This window comes from Methylorubrum podarium, assembly GCF_040270385.1.
Classification (GTDB): Bacteria; Pseudomonadota; Alphaproteobacteria; order Rhizobiales; family Beijerinckiaceae; genus Methylobacterium; species Methylobacterium podarium.
Genome location: NZ_JBELQE010000080.1, coordinates 1 through 13,917 on the forward strand (window position 1 = coordinate 1; position 13,917 = coordinate 13,917).

Consider the following 13,917-nt stretch of genomic DNA (forward strand, 5'->3'; position numbering starts at 1 on the left):
CCCGCACCCCGCGGCTCAGCGGCCCCGCCGCCCGCGCCAGGCCCACGCCGGTCTCGACGGATGCGCGGCTGCTGGCCATCGCCACGGAGCACCTGACCCGGCTCGGCCCCAAACGGGTGACGGTGGTGGCGGTCGCGGCGGAAGCCGGCATGACCCATGCCAACGTCTACCGCTACTTCCCCTCCAAGGACGCCCTGCTCGACGCGGTCGCCGGGCGCTGGCTGCGCGACCTCGAGACCGAGCTCGCCGGCATCGCCGACGCGCCCGATCCGGCCGACGACAAGATCGAGCGCTTCATCAGCGCGCTGGCCAACGCGCAGAGCGAGATGCTGACCCGCGAGCCCAACCTGTTCGCCGTGCATCTCGATGCCACCGTCGCCTCGCGCCCGATCGCCCGCCGCCATCGCGTGCGGTTGCGCGCCCTCGTCGAGCGCGTGGTCGAGGAGGGGATCGGCACCGGCGTCTTCGCCGCCCGCGACCGGGAGCGGGCCATCGCCGTCATCTTCGACGCGAGCTACCGCTTCACCCACCCGGTGGCGATCCAGCACGACGCGGACGTGCCGCGCGACCTCCTCGACGCACGGCTCGGGGCGGTGATCCAGTCGATCCAGCGAGCCCTTCGGACAGGCACATTCTGAATACCGGATACGGTCCAGCTGCTGCGTCGCGGCGCGGCACGGTTCACATCCAATGACAGATTGAAAATCCTGTCACCAACCCCTTGCCGGCTGTCCTTTGCCGCCGATAGGGCCTTCAACCGTCTGTGACCAATCGTTTTTTCTGAAAAGCTCCCCGCTTCAGAAGGTTCTCCGGCCTCGATCCGGCCCCGCCGACCCGGACCTTCGTCGGGTTGAAGCCCTGTGGCTTTTCCGCCAAACACCGCCCCCATCAGAATTGATCGGCGAAGGTTCGGCCGCAGCGCACCATCCGTGACGTCGCTGACACGTTTTTCCGAACCGTCGCGAATTCCGACCGGAGGCTAGACCATCCATGGCACGCAGCAAGATCGCGCTCATCGGAGCCGGGCAGATCGGCGGAACGCTCGCCCATCTCGCGGGCCTCAAGGAACTCGGTGACGTGGTGCTGTTCGACATCGTCGACGGCGTGCCCCAGGGCAAGGCGCTCGACATCGCCGAGTCCGCGCCGGTCGACGGCTTCGACGCCAAGTATGCGGGCGCCAGCGACTATTCCGCGATCGCCGGTGCCGACGTGGTGATCGTGACGGCGGGCGTGCCGCGCAAGCCGGGCATGAGCCGCGACGATTTGATCGGAATCAACCTGAAGGTGATGGAGGCGGTCGGCGCCGGCATCAAGGAGCACGCCCCCGACGCCTTCGTGATCTGCATCACCAACCCGCTCGACGCCATGGTCTGGGCGCTGCAGAAGTTTTCCGGGCTGCCCACCCACAAGGTCGTCGGCATGGCCGGCGTGCTCGACTCCGCCCGCTTCCGCCACTTCCTGGCGGAGGAGTTCGGGGTCTCGGTCGAGGACGTCACCGCCTTCGTGCTCGGCGGCCACGGCGACGACATGGTGCCGCTGACCCGCTACTCGACGGTGGCCGGCGTGCCGTTGACCGATCTGGTCAAGCTCGGCTGGACCACCCAGGAGAAGCTCGACGCCATGGTCGAGCGCACCCGCAAGGGCGGCGGCGAGATCGTCAACCTCCTCAAGACCGGCTCGGCCTTCTACGCGCCCGCCGCCTCCGCCATCGCCATGGCCGAGAGCTACCTGCGCGACAAGAAGCGGGTCCTGCCCTGCGCCGCCTATCTCGACGGCCAGTACGGCATCGATGGCCTCTATGTCGGCGTGCCGGTGGTGATCGGCGAGAACGGCGTCGAGCGCGTCCTCGAAGTGACCTTCACCGATGACGAGAAGGCGATGTTCGAGAAGTCGGTCAACTCCGTGAAGGGCCTGATCTCGGCCTGCCAGGGCATCAACGACAAGCTCGCCTAACGCTCCGTCCGGTTCGGCGGCGGGGGGCTGACGCCGCCCGCTCGGCCCCCTTCCTTGCCCGTCCGACGAGGTCTCGATGAACATCCACGAATACCAGGCAAAGGCTGTCCTCAAGGAATTCGGCCTGCCGGTCTCCCGCGGCGTGGCGATCTTCAAGCCGGACGAGGCGGCGGCGGCAGCCGACGAACTCGGCGGGCCGGTCTGGGTGGTGAAGTCGCAGATCCACGCGGGCGGGCGCGGCAAGGGCACTTTCAAGGGCGCGCCCGCGGGCGCCAAGGGCGGCGTGCGCGTCACCAAGTCCAAGGACGAGGTGGTGCAGTTCGCCTCCGAGATGCTCGGTGCAACGCTGGTGACGGTGCAGACCGGCGAGGCCGGCAAGCAGGTCAACCGCCTCTACATCGAGGAAGGCGCCTCGATCGCCGCCGAGTTCTACCTGTCGATGCTGGTCGATCGCGAGACCGGCCGCGTCGCCTTCGTCGTCTCGACGGAAGGCGGCATGGACATCGAGCAGGTCGCCCACGACAGCCCTGAGAAGATCGTCACCTTCTCGGTCGATCCGGCCACCGGCATCATGCCCCATCACGGCCGTGCGGTGGCCAAGGCGCTGGGCCTCTCCGGTCCCCAGGCCAAGGAAGCCGGCGCGCTGACGGAGAAGCTCTACGCGGCCTTCACGGCCAAGGACATGAGCATGCTGGAGATCAACCCGCTGGTGCTCACCGGCGACGGCCATCTCAAGTGCCTCGACGCCAAGATCTCCTTCGACTCGAACGCCCTCTACCGCCACCCCGACATCGTCGCCCTGCGCGACGAGACCGAGGAGGACGCCAAGGAGATCGAGGCCTCGAAATACGACCTCGCCTACATCGCGCTGGACGGCACCATCGGCTGCATGGTGAACGGCGCGGGGCTCGCCATGGCGACGCTCGACATCATCAAGCTCTACGGCGAGGAGCCGGCGAACTTCCTGGACGTCGGCGGCGGCGCCTCCGAGGAAAAGGTCACGGCGGCGTTCAAGATCATCACCGCCGACCCGCAGGTGAAGGGCATTTTGGTCAACATCTTCGGCGGGATCATGAAGTGCGACGTCATCGCCCGCGGCGTGCTCGCGGCGGTGAAGGCGGTCGGCCTCGAAGTGCCGCTCGTGGTGCGGCTCGAGGGCACCAATGTCGAGGAGGGCAAGGAGATCATCCGGAACTCCGGCCTCAACGTGATCCCCGCGGACGATCTCGACGACGCCGCGCAGAAGATCGTCGCCGCGGTGAAGAAGGGCTGAGCTGACCGATGTCCATCCTGATCGACGCCAACACCAAGGTCATCTGCCAGGGCTTCACCGGCAAGAACGGCACCTTCCACTCCGAGCAGGCCATCGCCTACGGCACCAAGATGGTCGGCGGCACGAGCCCGGGGAAGGGCGGCGCGACCCATCTCGGCCTGCCGGTGTTCGACACCGTGGCCGAGGCCCGCGAGGCCACCGGCGCCACGGCTTCCGTCGTCTACGTGCCGCCGCCCGGCGCGGCCGACGCGATCTGCGAGGCGATCCAGGCCGAGATCCCGCTGATCGTCTGCATCACGGAGGGCATCCCGGTGCTCGACATGGTGCGGGTGAAACGCGCGCTGGAGGGCTCGAAGTCGCGCCTGATCGGGCCGAACTGCCCCGGCGTCGTCACCGCGGGCGCATCGAAGATCGGCATCATGCCGGCCAACATCTTCAAGCCGGGCTCCGTCGGCATCGTCTCGCGCTCCGGCACGCTGACCTACGAGGCGGTGTTCCAGACCACGGTCGAGGGGCTGGGCCAGACCACCGCCGTCGGCATCGGCGGCGACCCGGTCAAGGGCACCGAGTTCATCGACATGCTCGAACTGTTCCTCGCCGACGAGAAGACCCAGTCGATCGTGATGATCGGCGAGATCGGCGGCTCGGCCGAGGAAGAGGCGGCGCAGTTCCTGGCCGACGAGGCCAAGCGCGGCCGCAAGAAGCCGATGGTCGGCTTCATCGCCGGCCGCACGGCTCCGCCCGGCCGCCGCATGGGACATGCCGGCGCCATCATCTCCGGCGGCAAGGGCGGCGCCGAGGACAAGATCGCGGCGATGGAGGCGGCGGGCATCCGCGTGTCGCCGTCGCCGGCCCGGCTCGGCCGCACCCTGGTCGAGGTGCTGAAGGGTTGAGCCGGTCTGTAACCGGGATCCGCGCGGCTGTGTTGCACCGCACGCACGCTCGGGCGACCCATATGGGAGACGATGCCGGGACGCGTCCGCGCCCCGGCCGGATCCGGCGGCGCGAAGCGGGGCTCTGACGCTCCGCTCGGGACGCGCGCCGGATCGGACACGACGCGGCGGCAGGCCCGAGACGGCGCCGCCCGAGCGGTAGGACAGGCAGCGATGGCACGCCAGGACGCGAACGAAGCGCTTCTCCAAACCTCCTTCCTCTACGGCGCGAACGCCGCCTGGATCGAGGAATTGCAGGCGGCCTATGCCCGCGACCCGAACGCGGTCGATCCCGAGTGGCAGCGCTTCTTCAAGGAGCTGGGCGAGGACGACGCCCTGGTGAAGAAGAACGCCGAGGGCGCCTCCTGGGCCAAGCCCAACTGGCCGGTGCCGCTCAACGGCGAGATCGTCTCGGCGCTCGACGGCAATTGGGGCGCCCTGGAAAAGGCGCTCGGCGAGAAGATCCAGGCCAAGGCCCAGCCCGGCAAGCCCGGCGATTCGGCCAAGGGCGCGGCGATCGTCGCCGCCACCGGCGTCTCGGTCGAGCAGGCCACCAAGGATTCCGTGCGCGCGATCATGCTGATCCGCGCCTACCGCATGCGCGGCCACCTGCACGCCAAGCTCGACCCGATCGGGCTCGCGCCCCGCGGCGACCACGAGGAGCTGCACCCGCAGCATTACGGCTTCCAGGAGAGCGACTGGGACCGCAAGATCTTCCTCGACAACGTGCTCGGCATGGAATTCTCGACGATCCGCGAGATCGTCGGCATCCTGGAGCGCACCTACTGCCAGACGCTCGGCGTCGAGTTCATGCACATCTCCGATCCCGAGGAGAAGGCGTGGATCCAGGAGCGCATCGAGGGCAAGGACAAGGAAATCTCGTTCACGCCGGAAGGCCGGCGCGCGATCCTGAACAAGCTGATCGAGGCCGAGGGCTTCGAGAAGTTCCTCGACCTGAAATACACCGGCACCAAGCGCTTCGGCCTCGACGGCGGCGAGTCGATGGTCCCGGCTCTGGAGCAGATCATCAAGCGCGGCGGCGCGCTCGGCGTCGAGGAGATCGTCCTCGGCATGGCCCATCGCGGCCGGCTGAACGTGCTCACCAACGTGATGGCCAAGCCGTTCCGGGCGGTGTTCCACGAGTTCAAGGGCGGCTCGGCCTCTCCCGCGGAGGTCGAGGGCTCGGGCGACGTGAAGTACCATCTCGGCGCCTCCTCCGACCGCGCCTTCGACGACAACACCGTCCACCTCTCGCTCACCGCCAACCCGTCCCACCTCGAGATCGTCGATCCGGTGGTGCTGGGGAAGGTGCGGGCCAAGCAGGACCAGAAGGCCAAGCCGAACGTCGAGCGCCGCAAGGTGCTGCCGCTCCTGATCCACGGCGACGCGGCGTTTGCCGGCCAGGGCGTGGTGGCGGAGTGCTTCGGCCTGTCGGGCCTCAAAGGGCACCGCACCGGCGGCTCGATCCACTTCATCATCAACAACCAGATCGGCTTCACCACCGACCCGCGGTTCTCGCGTTCCTCGCCCTATCCGTCCGACGTGGCGAAGATGGTCGAGGCGCCGATCTTCCACTGCAACGGCGACGACCCCGAGGCCGTGACCTTCGCCGCCAAGGTCGCGACCGAGTATCGGCAAAAGTTCGGCAAGCCGGTCGTGATCGACATGCTGTGCTACCGCCGCTTCGGCCACAACGAGGGCGACGAGCCGGCCTTCACCCAGCCGAAGATGTACCAGCGGATCCGCAAGCATCCGACCGCGCTGGAGACCTACGGCAAGAAGCTCGTCGCGCAGGGCGACGTCACCCAGGAGCAGCTCGACGCGCGCAAGGCCGAGTTCCGCTCGATGCTGGAGGGCGAGCTCGACGTCGCCGGCGGCTACAAGCCGAACAAGGCCGACTGGCTCGATGGGCGCTGGTCCGGCTTCAAGGCGGTGCGCGAGGACGTGGACGATCCCCGCCGCGGCCGCACCGGCGTGCCGGTGGAGACCCTGCGCGACATCGCCACGCGGATCACCACGCCGCCGCCGGGCTTCCACCTCCACCGCACGATCCAGCGCTTCTTCGACAACCGCGCTAAGGCGGTCGAGACCGGTGTCGGCATCGACTGGGCGACGGCGGAAGCGCTCGCCTTCGGCTCGCTGCTGATCGAGGGCCACCGCGTCCGCCTCTCGGGCCAGGACGTGGAGCGCGGCACCTTCTCGCAGCGCCACGCCGTGGTGATCGATCAGGAGAACGAGCAGCGCTACACGCCGCTCAACTCCGTGCGCGAGGGGCAGGCGAGCCTGGAGGTCATCAACTCGATGCTCTCCGAGGAGGCGGTGCTCGGCTTCGAGTACGGCTACTCGCTGGCCGAGCCGAACTCCCTGGTGCTGTGGGAGGCGCAGTTCGGCGACTTCGCCAACGGCGCGCAGGTGGTCATCGACCAGTTCATCAGTAGCGGCGAGCGCAAGTGGCTGCGCATGTCCGGCCTCGTGATGCTCCTGCCGCACGGCTACGAGGGCCAGGGGCCGGAGCACTCCTCCGCCCGTCTGGAGCGCTATCTCCAGATGTGCGCCGAGGACAACATGCAGGTCGCCAACTGCTCGACGCCGTCGAACTACTTCCACATCCTGCGCCGCCAGCTGAAGCGCGACTTCCGCAAGCCGCTGATCCTGATGACGCCGAAATCGCTGCTGCGCCACAAGCGGGCGGTCTCCAAGATCGAGGAGATCGCGGAAGGCTCGACCTTCCACCGCATCCTGTGGGACGACGCCGAGCACGACGACAGCGGCGTGAAGCTCACCCGCGACGACAAGATCCGCCGCGTCGTGCTGTGCTCCGGCAAGGTCTACTACGACCTCTACGAGGAGCGGGAGAAGCGCGGCGTCAACGACGTCTACCTGATGCGCGTCGAGCAGCTCTACCCGTTCCCGCTGAAGGCGCTCGCCAACGAGATGAGCCGCTTCCGCAACGCGGAGGTGGTGTGGTGCCAGGAAGAGCCCAAGAACATGGGCTCGTGGTCCTTCGTCGAGCCCTATCTCGACTGGGTGCTGGGCCAGGCCGGCTCCGCCTCGAAGCGGCCCCGCTACGTCGGGCGTCCGGCCTCCGCCTCGACCGCGGTCGGCCAGATGTCGAAGCACCTCGCCCAGCTCCAGGCCTTCCTCAACGAGGCTCTGGCGAACTGAAGGCTCCGATGCCCTACTTCCTGCTCCGCCTGGAACCGCCGCGCCCGACCTTCCCGTTCGACGCGACGGAGGCCGAGAAGGCGCTGTTCCAGGAGCACGCAGCCTACTGGATGGCGCGGGCGCAGGACGGCAGGGCCATCGCCGTGGGCCCGGTCTTCGAACCCGGCGACGACGCCGGGCCGGTCAAGCAGCCCGCCAAGACCTGGGGCTTCGCCCTGGTCGAGGCCGCCGACGCGGCGGAGGCCGTCTCGCTCGGCGCGGCCGACCCGGTGATCCGTGCGGAGGCCGGCTTCCGCTACGCCGCCGCGCCCGTTCCGTCCCTGATTCTGCGGCAGCCGTGAGGCCGCCGTCCTGAGATCCTGAAGAGGAGGCCCCCGGCTCGGGGGTGCGACAAGACCATGGCAACCGACATCCTCGTCCCGACGCTCGGCGAATCCGTGAGCGAGGCCACGATCGGCCGCTGGTTCAAGAAGCCCGGCGACACGGTGGCCGCCGACGAGCCGCTGGTGGAACTCGAGACCGACAAGGTCACGCTCGAGGTGAACGCGCCGGCCGCGGGGGAGCTCGGCGAGATCCTGGTCAAGGACGGCGAGACGGTGGAGCCCGGCGCGGTTCTCGGCTCGATCGTCGAGGGCGGCAAAGGGGCCGACAAGGGCGCGGGCAAGGCGGAGAGCAAGCCCGCGCCGAAGAGCGCCGAGCCGGCGGAGACCAAGGCGCAGAGCCGCGAGGAGAAGGGCGAGGGCAAGCCCGCCAAGGAGGAGGCGCCGGCCCAGGAATCCTCCGCCTCCTACGGCAGTCACGGCGACGCCCCGCCCGCAGGGGGCCGCGGCGCCGACGAGAGCGGCCCGGCGGTGGCCAAGCTCGCCCGCGAATCCGGCATCGATCCGGCGAGCCTCAACGGCAGCGGCAAGGACGGCCGCGTCACCAAGGGCGACATGCTCGCCGCGATCGACAAGGGCGTTCCGAAGGGTCAGGACGCCAAGAGCCAGGACGTTAAGAGCGAAGCGAAGGCTCCGACCCCGCCCCGCGCCCCCTCCGCGCCGGACGACGCCGCGCGCGAGGAGCGCGTGCGGATGACCAAGCTGCGCCAGACCATCGCCCGGCGGCTCAAGAGCGCCCAGGACACGGCGGCGATGCTGACCACGTTCAACGACGTGGACATGGGCGCGGTGATGGCCCTGCGCGCGCAGTACAAGGACATCTTCGAGAAGAAGCACGGGACGAAGCTCGGCTTCATGGGCTTCTTCACCAAGGCGGTGATCGGCGCGCTCAAGGACGTGCCGGCGGTCAACGCCGAGATCGACGGGCAGGACCTCGTCTACAAGAACTACTACCACATCGGCATCGCGGTCGGCACCGATAAGGGCCTCGTCGTGCCGGTGGTGCGCAACGCCGACGACCTGTCGATCGCCGGCATCGAGAAGACGATCGCCGGCTTCGGCAAGAAGGCCCGTGAGGGCAAGCTGTCCATCGACGAGATGCAGGGCGGCACCTTCACCATCACCAACGGCGGCATCTACGGCTCGCTGATGTCGACCCCGATCCTCAACGCCCCGCAATCGGGCATCCTGGGGATGCACCGCATCGAGGAGCGGCCGGTGGTGCGGGGCGGCAAGATCGAGGCGCGGCCGATGATGTACCTCGCGCTCTCCTACGATCACCGCATCGTCGACGGGAAGGAGGCCGTGACCTTCCTCGTGCGGGTCAAGGAGGCCCTGGAGGATCCGGCCCGCCTCGTGCTGGATCTTTGATCGACGCGCCCTTCACGCCGCCCGCGGTCCCGCTCCTCCGGGAACGGGACCGCGCGGCCGGCACCCGTGAGCGCCGAACGATCGCATGAGCGTGCCCCGACTTCCCGAACCGACCCGGCGCGCCGCGCTGTGGCTCGCGACCGCGGCGGTCGGCGCCGGGCTGGCGGCCTCGCTCGCCAAGCTCTTCCCGTGGCAGCGGGCGGCGCGCGACGGAGACAGGCCGATGGCCGAGGGACCCTTCGACATCCGCGAGAGCGAGCCCACCCTGTCGGTGACCGGACTCGCGGACGACGCGCTGCGCGCGCGGGGCATCACGCGGATGGCGCTCGGCGACCTGCCGCTCCCGACCGGTGCGGTGATCGCGACCGATCCCCTGGTTCAGCCCGACCGGGCGCCCTTCACCCGTAGGGTCGAGCCGGGAACCCACCCCGTCACGCTCTATCTCGCCCAGGGCCGCGTCGCCCTGGCCGAACTGCGTTTCGCGGACACGGAGCCGGAACGCTGGGAGCTCGCCCTCGTGCCGGGTCAGGACGTCGCCGCCCTGAAGGCGGGCGAGATCTTCGGCTATCCCGTCGATGCCGGCCTCGGCTGCTTCATGGACCCGGACGCGCGCGCCGCCATGGATCGCCGCGAGGCGCAGGAGCAGAAGCGGGCCGGCTACAGCAACTACTACGACGACGTGCTCGCGGACGCGCTGAAGGACTCGAACCTGAACTGGGTGATGCACCGGCCGCTGCCGGATGAGCCGGCCCGGGTCGCGGTCTTCTCCAGCGGCTGGGGCGACGGCGTCTACGCCTCCTACTGGGGCCTCGGTGCGGGCGGGCGGGTGCTCCGGCTCGTCACCGATTTCGGGGTGATCGAGAACGGCGACGGGCGCGATCCGCGGGAGGTCGCCGTCGCCGCCGCCCTGGCCGCCCTGACCCCGGAGCAGCGCCGCGACAGCGCGCGGGGCTACGCGGCGCTGAAGAGCGACGATCTCACCGCCTTCTCGGCGCTGCTCGACGAGGGCCGGATCGCGCCCGAGACGCCGATCGAAGCGGCCGAGGGCACCTTCACCTTCGAGGCGATCCGCCTCGACAAGCCGGAGGCGCTCGAACGCCTCGTCCGGCGCGGCGCGACGCTGCTGATGCCGCCCTACCTGCAGATCGGCGACGAGCGGAAGACCTATCCCGCCTACGCCCGCGACCTCACCCCACCCCGCTCGCCGCAACTCCTCAGCCTGATCGAGGCCTGGGAGCGCACCGGCTCAACCGACACGCCATCACGAGGACAGACCCTTCCATGAGCTACGATCTCGTCGTCATCGGCACCGGCCCCGGGGGCTATGTCTGCGCCATCCGGGCGGCCCAGCTCGGGCTGAAGACCGCGGTGGTCGAGAAGCGGGCGACCCACGGCGGCACCTGCCTCAACATCGGCTGCATCCCGTCGAAAGCCCTGCTGCACGCCTCCGAAGCCTTCGAGGAGGCGAACAAGCACTTTTCGGAGCTCGGCATCGATGTCGGCACGCCCAAGCTCGACCTGAAGAAGATGCAGGCGTTCAAGCAGGGCGGCGTCGACGGCAACACCAAGGGCGTCGAGTTCCTGCTCAAGAAGAACAAGGTCGATGCCTATCACGGCCGCGGCCGCATCGCCGGCGCCGGCCGGGTCGAGGTGATCTCGGACGACGGCGGCAACCAGATGCTGGAGACGAAGAACATCGTCATCGCCACCGGCTCCGACGTGACGCGGCTGCCCGGCGTCGCGATCGACGAGAAGACGGTGGTCTCCTCCACCGGCGCGCTCGAACTCGGCGCGGTGCCCAAGCGCCTCGTCGTCATCGGCGCCGGGGTGATCGGGCTCGAACTCGGCTCGGTCTGGCGCCGGCTCGGCGCCGAGGTGACGGTGATCGAGTATCTCGACCGCGTCCTGCCGGGCATGGACGGCGAGGTCGGCAAGCAGTTCCAGCGCATCCTGGCCAAGCAGGGCATGGTCTTCAAGCTCTCGACCAAGGTGACCGGCGTCGAGATCGGCAAGAAGGGCGGCGCGACCGTCACCGTCGAGCCGGCTCAAGGCGGTGAGGCGGAAAAGATCGAGGCCGACGTGGTGCTCGTGGCCATCGGCCGCGTGCCCTACACGGAGGGGCTCGGGCTGGAGACGGTCGGCGTGGCGACCGACAACAAGGGCCGCATCGAGACCGACAGCCACTACGCCACCAACGTCACCGGCATCTACGCCATCGGCGACGTGATCGCCGGGCCGATGCTCGCCCACAAGGCGGAGGACGAGGGCGTCGCGGTCGCCGAGATCCTGGCCGGGCAGTCGGGCCACGTGAATTACGGCGTGATCCCGAACGTGGTCTACACCTTCCCGGAGGTCGCCTCGGTCGGCAAGACCGAGGAGGAGCTGAAGAAGGACGGCATCCCCTACAAGGCCGGCAAGTTCCCCTTCACCGCCAACGGCCGGGCCAAGGCCAACGGCACCACCGACGGCTTCGTCAAGATCCTCGCCGACGAGAAGACGGATCGCGTGCTCGGCGTACACATCGTCGGGGCCGATGCCGGCAACCTCATCGCCGAGGTCGCCGTGGCGATGGAGTTCGCCGCCTCCGCCGAGGACATCGCCCGCACCTGCCACGCCCACCCGACGCTGACCGAGGCGGTCAAGGAAGCGGCGCTCGCCGTCGACAAGCGGGCGATCCACGTCTGAGACCGCCTCCGGCCGATCGCTTCGCGCGTTGCCGGTCTCCGTCATCGCGGGGCTTCAGCCGAAGCGATCCAGGGCGCGACCTTTTCGGAGATGTCGCGGACTGGATTGCTTTCGCTGAGCCGCGCAAGGACGGCGGAGACGCCCTCGACGCGGAGGAAGACCGGGGAGGGGCGGCATCGCCGCTTCGGTGCCGCGCCCCTCGGAGCACCGTCTTTCCAGACAAGCCGGCAATCGCCGTTCGGGACAATGCTCTACGTTATATTGTATGAAACGATACAAAGCAGTCGGCGGCGAAGAAACGAAAAGGTGATCGCAAACGCCTGTGCATGACTGTGCATGCGACTCTCTGTCTTAGACGATCACGCCCCGCCCGGCTTTCCTGGGAACCTCGTCCGGTGCCATCGTGTTGCGATGCGTGATCCGGTCCCGTGGGTCACATCCACGGGATCTCTGCCTTCATGCCCAGCCCGCCCGAGAAACCCAACGCACCCGGCCCCAACACGCCGGTGAGCGGCAGCGGGCCGACCGGCGTCATCGATCAGCATCACGACATCTTCTTCGCGGCCGTCGAGCGCACGCGCATGCCGATGATCGTCACCGATCCGCACCAGCCGGACAATCCGATCATCTTCGCCAACCGGGCCTTCATCCGGATGACCGGCTACTCGATCGACGAGCTGATCGGGAACAATTGCCGCTTCCTCCAGGGGCCGGAGACCGACCGCGAGACGATCGCGGAGGTGCGCGACGCGATCCAGGAGCACCGGGAACACGCCACCGAGGTGCTGAACTACCGCAAGGACGGCTCCTCGTTCTGGAACGCGCTGTTCGTGAGCCCGGTCTTCAACCGCTCGGGCGACCTCGTCTACTTCTTCGGCTCGCAGCTCGACGTCTCCCGCCGCCGCGATGCGGAGGAATCGCTGCATCAGGCCCAGAAGATGGAGAGCCTGGGCCAGCTCACCGGCGGGATCGCCCACGACTTCAACAACCTGCTGCAGGTCATCACCGGCCACAACGAGGTAATGCTGGCGCTGCTCGATCATCCGACGATCGATGCCGCGCGCCTGCGCCGGGCGGGCGAGGCGGTGCGGGATGCCAGCGAGCGGGCCGCCAAGCTGACGCACCAGCTCCTCGCCTTCTCCCGCAAGCAGCGGCTGGAAGGGCGGCTTCTGAACCTCAACGGCCTCGTCCAGAACATGGGCGAGATGGCCGAGCGCACGCTCGGCGAGCAGGTGGTGCTGCGGGTGATGCCGGCGCCGGACCTGTGGACGACGCGCATCGACCCGACCCAGGCCGAAGTCGCCCTGCTCAACGTCCTCATCAACGCCCGCGACGCCATGCCGGACGGCGGCACGGTGACGGTCAAGACCGAGAACCTGCTGGTCGAGGACGAGGACACCGCGCTGACCAAGACGGTGCCGCCCGGCGCCTACGTGATGATCTCGGTGACCGATACCGGGATCGGGATGCCGCCCGAGATCCTGGCCCGCGTCATGGAGCCGTTCTTCACCACCAAGGAGGAGGGCAAGGGCACCGGGCTCGGGCTCGCCATGGTCTACGGCTTCGCCAAGCAGTCGGGCGGCGCGGTGAGGATCTATTCCGAGGTCGGGCACGGCACGACGGTGCGGTTCCTGTTCCCCGCCTCCGACCAGAAGGTCGAGGAGGAGACCAAGCCGTCGATCCGCGCCGCCGACCGGCACGGCACCGAGACGGTGCTCGTCGTGGACGACCGGCCCGACGTGGCGGCCACCGCCGGGGTCATCCTGGAGGATTTCGGCTACAAGGTCACCGTGGTCGACACGCCCAGGGCGGCGCTCGAGATCCTGGACGGCGAGGCGCGCATCGACCTGCTGTTCACCGACCTGATCATGCCCGGCGGCATGAACGGCGTGATGCTGGCCCGCGCCGCGCGGGAGCGCCAGCCCAAGATCAAGGTGCTGCTCACCACCGGCTACGCCGAGGCCTCGCTGGAGCGCACCGACGCGGGCGGCACCGAGTTCGAGATCATCAACAAGCCCTACAAGCGCATGGAGCTGGCACGCCGGGTGCGGCGGGTGATCGACGGGCCGACCGGGGTGGGGTAGCGGTCGCTGCCGTCATCGCGAGGCGAAGCCGTGGCGATCCAGGACGCGCCATCTCCGGACAGGGCGCGCCGCCG

10 protein-coding genes are annotated in these 13,917 nt (G+C 68.9%); all 10 read left to right on the plus strand.

Annotated features, from left to right (window positions below; all coding sequences use genetic code 11):
* Positions 1 to 638 (plus strand): TetR family transcriptional regulator (locus ABS772_RS13675; RefSeq protein WP_350395364.1); only part of this gene is annotated, 638 nt, incomplete at its 5' end.
* 352 nt (positions 639 to 990) lie between these two features.
* Positions 991 to 1,953 carry a malate dehydrogenase gene (mdh, locus tag ABS772_RS13680; protein ID WP_350395367.1) on the plus strand — a complete coding sequence of 321 codons (963 nt, stop codon included), beginning with the start codon at positions 991 to 993 and terminating at the stop codon, positions 1,951 to 1,953.
* Between the two features lie 76 nt (positions 1,954 to 2,029).
* Positions 2,030 to 3,226 (plus strand): ADP-forming succinate--CoA ligase subunit beta, encoded by a 1,197-nt coding sequence (gene sucC / locus ABS772_RS13685; RefSeq protein ID WP_350395369.1) that lies wholly within the window; start codon positions 2,030 to 2,032, stop codon positions 3,224 to 3,226.
* Between the two features lie 8 nt (positions 3,227 to 3,234).
* The gene (gene sucD, locus ABS772_RS13690; protein WP_350395370.1) at positions 3,235 to 4,119 is read left to right on the plus strand and encodes a succinate--CoA ligase subunit alpha; all 885 of its coding nucleotides are present in this window, start codon (positions 3,235 to 3,237) and stop codon (positions 4,117 to 4,119) included.
* 213 nt (positions 4,120 to 4,332) lie between these two features.
* Positions 4,333 to 7,323: a 2-oxoglutarate dehydrogenase E1 component gene (locus ABS772_RS13695; protein ID WP_350395372.1), complete on the plus strand. Its 2,991-nt coding sequence runs from the start codon at positions 4,333 to 4,335 to the stop codon at positions 7,321 to 7,323.
* An 8-nt stretch (positions 7,324 to 7,331) separates the two neighbouring features.
* Positions 7,332 to 7,664, plus strand: a complete 333-nt coding sequence (locus ABS772_RS13700) for a YciI family protein (RefSeq protein ID WP_238257148.1) — start codon at positions 7,332 to 7,334, stop codon at positions 7,662 to 7,664.
* A gap of 57 nt (positions 7,665 to 7,721) precedes the next feature.
* Positions 7,722 to 9,074: a 2-oxoglutarate dehydrogenase complex dihydrolipoyllysine-residue succinyltransferase gene (odhB, locus tag ABS772_RS13705; RefSeq protein ID WP_350395374.1), complete on the plus strand. Its 1,353-nt coding sequence runs from the start codon at positions 7,722 to 7,724 to the stop codon at positions 9,072 to 9,074.
* Between the two features lie 85 nt (positions 9,075 to 9,159).
* On the plus strand, positions 9,160 to 10,359 hold the full coding sequence (locus ABS772_RS13710; RefSeq protein WP_350395375.1) for a DUF4241 domain-containing protein: 1,200 nt from the start codon (positions 9,160 to 9,162) through the stop codon (positions 10,357 to 10,359).
* Positions 10,356 to 11,759, plus strand: coding sequence for a dihydrolipoyl dehydrogenase (gene lpdA / locus ABS772_RS13715; RefSeq protein ID WP_350395377.1), 1,404 nt, complete (start codon positions 10,356 to 10,358; stop codon positions 11,757 to 11,759). Before ABS772_RS13710 ends, lpdA begins: the two co-directional genes overlap by 4 nt.
* Positions 11,760 to 12,217: 458 nt before the next feature.
* Positions 12,218 to 13,843 (plus strand): hybrid sensor histidine kinase/response regulator, encoded by a 1,626-nt coding sequence (locus ABS772_RS13720; RefSeq protein WP_350395379.1) that lies wholly within the window; start codon positions 12,218 to 12,220, stop codon positions 13,841 to 13,843.
* Positions 13,844 to 13,917: the final 74 nt, after the last annotated feature.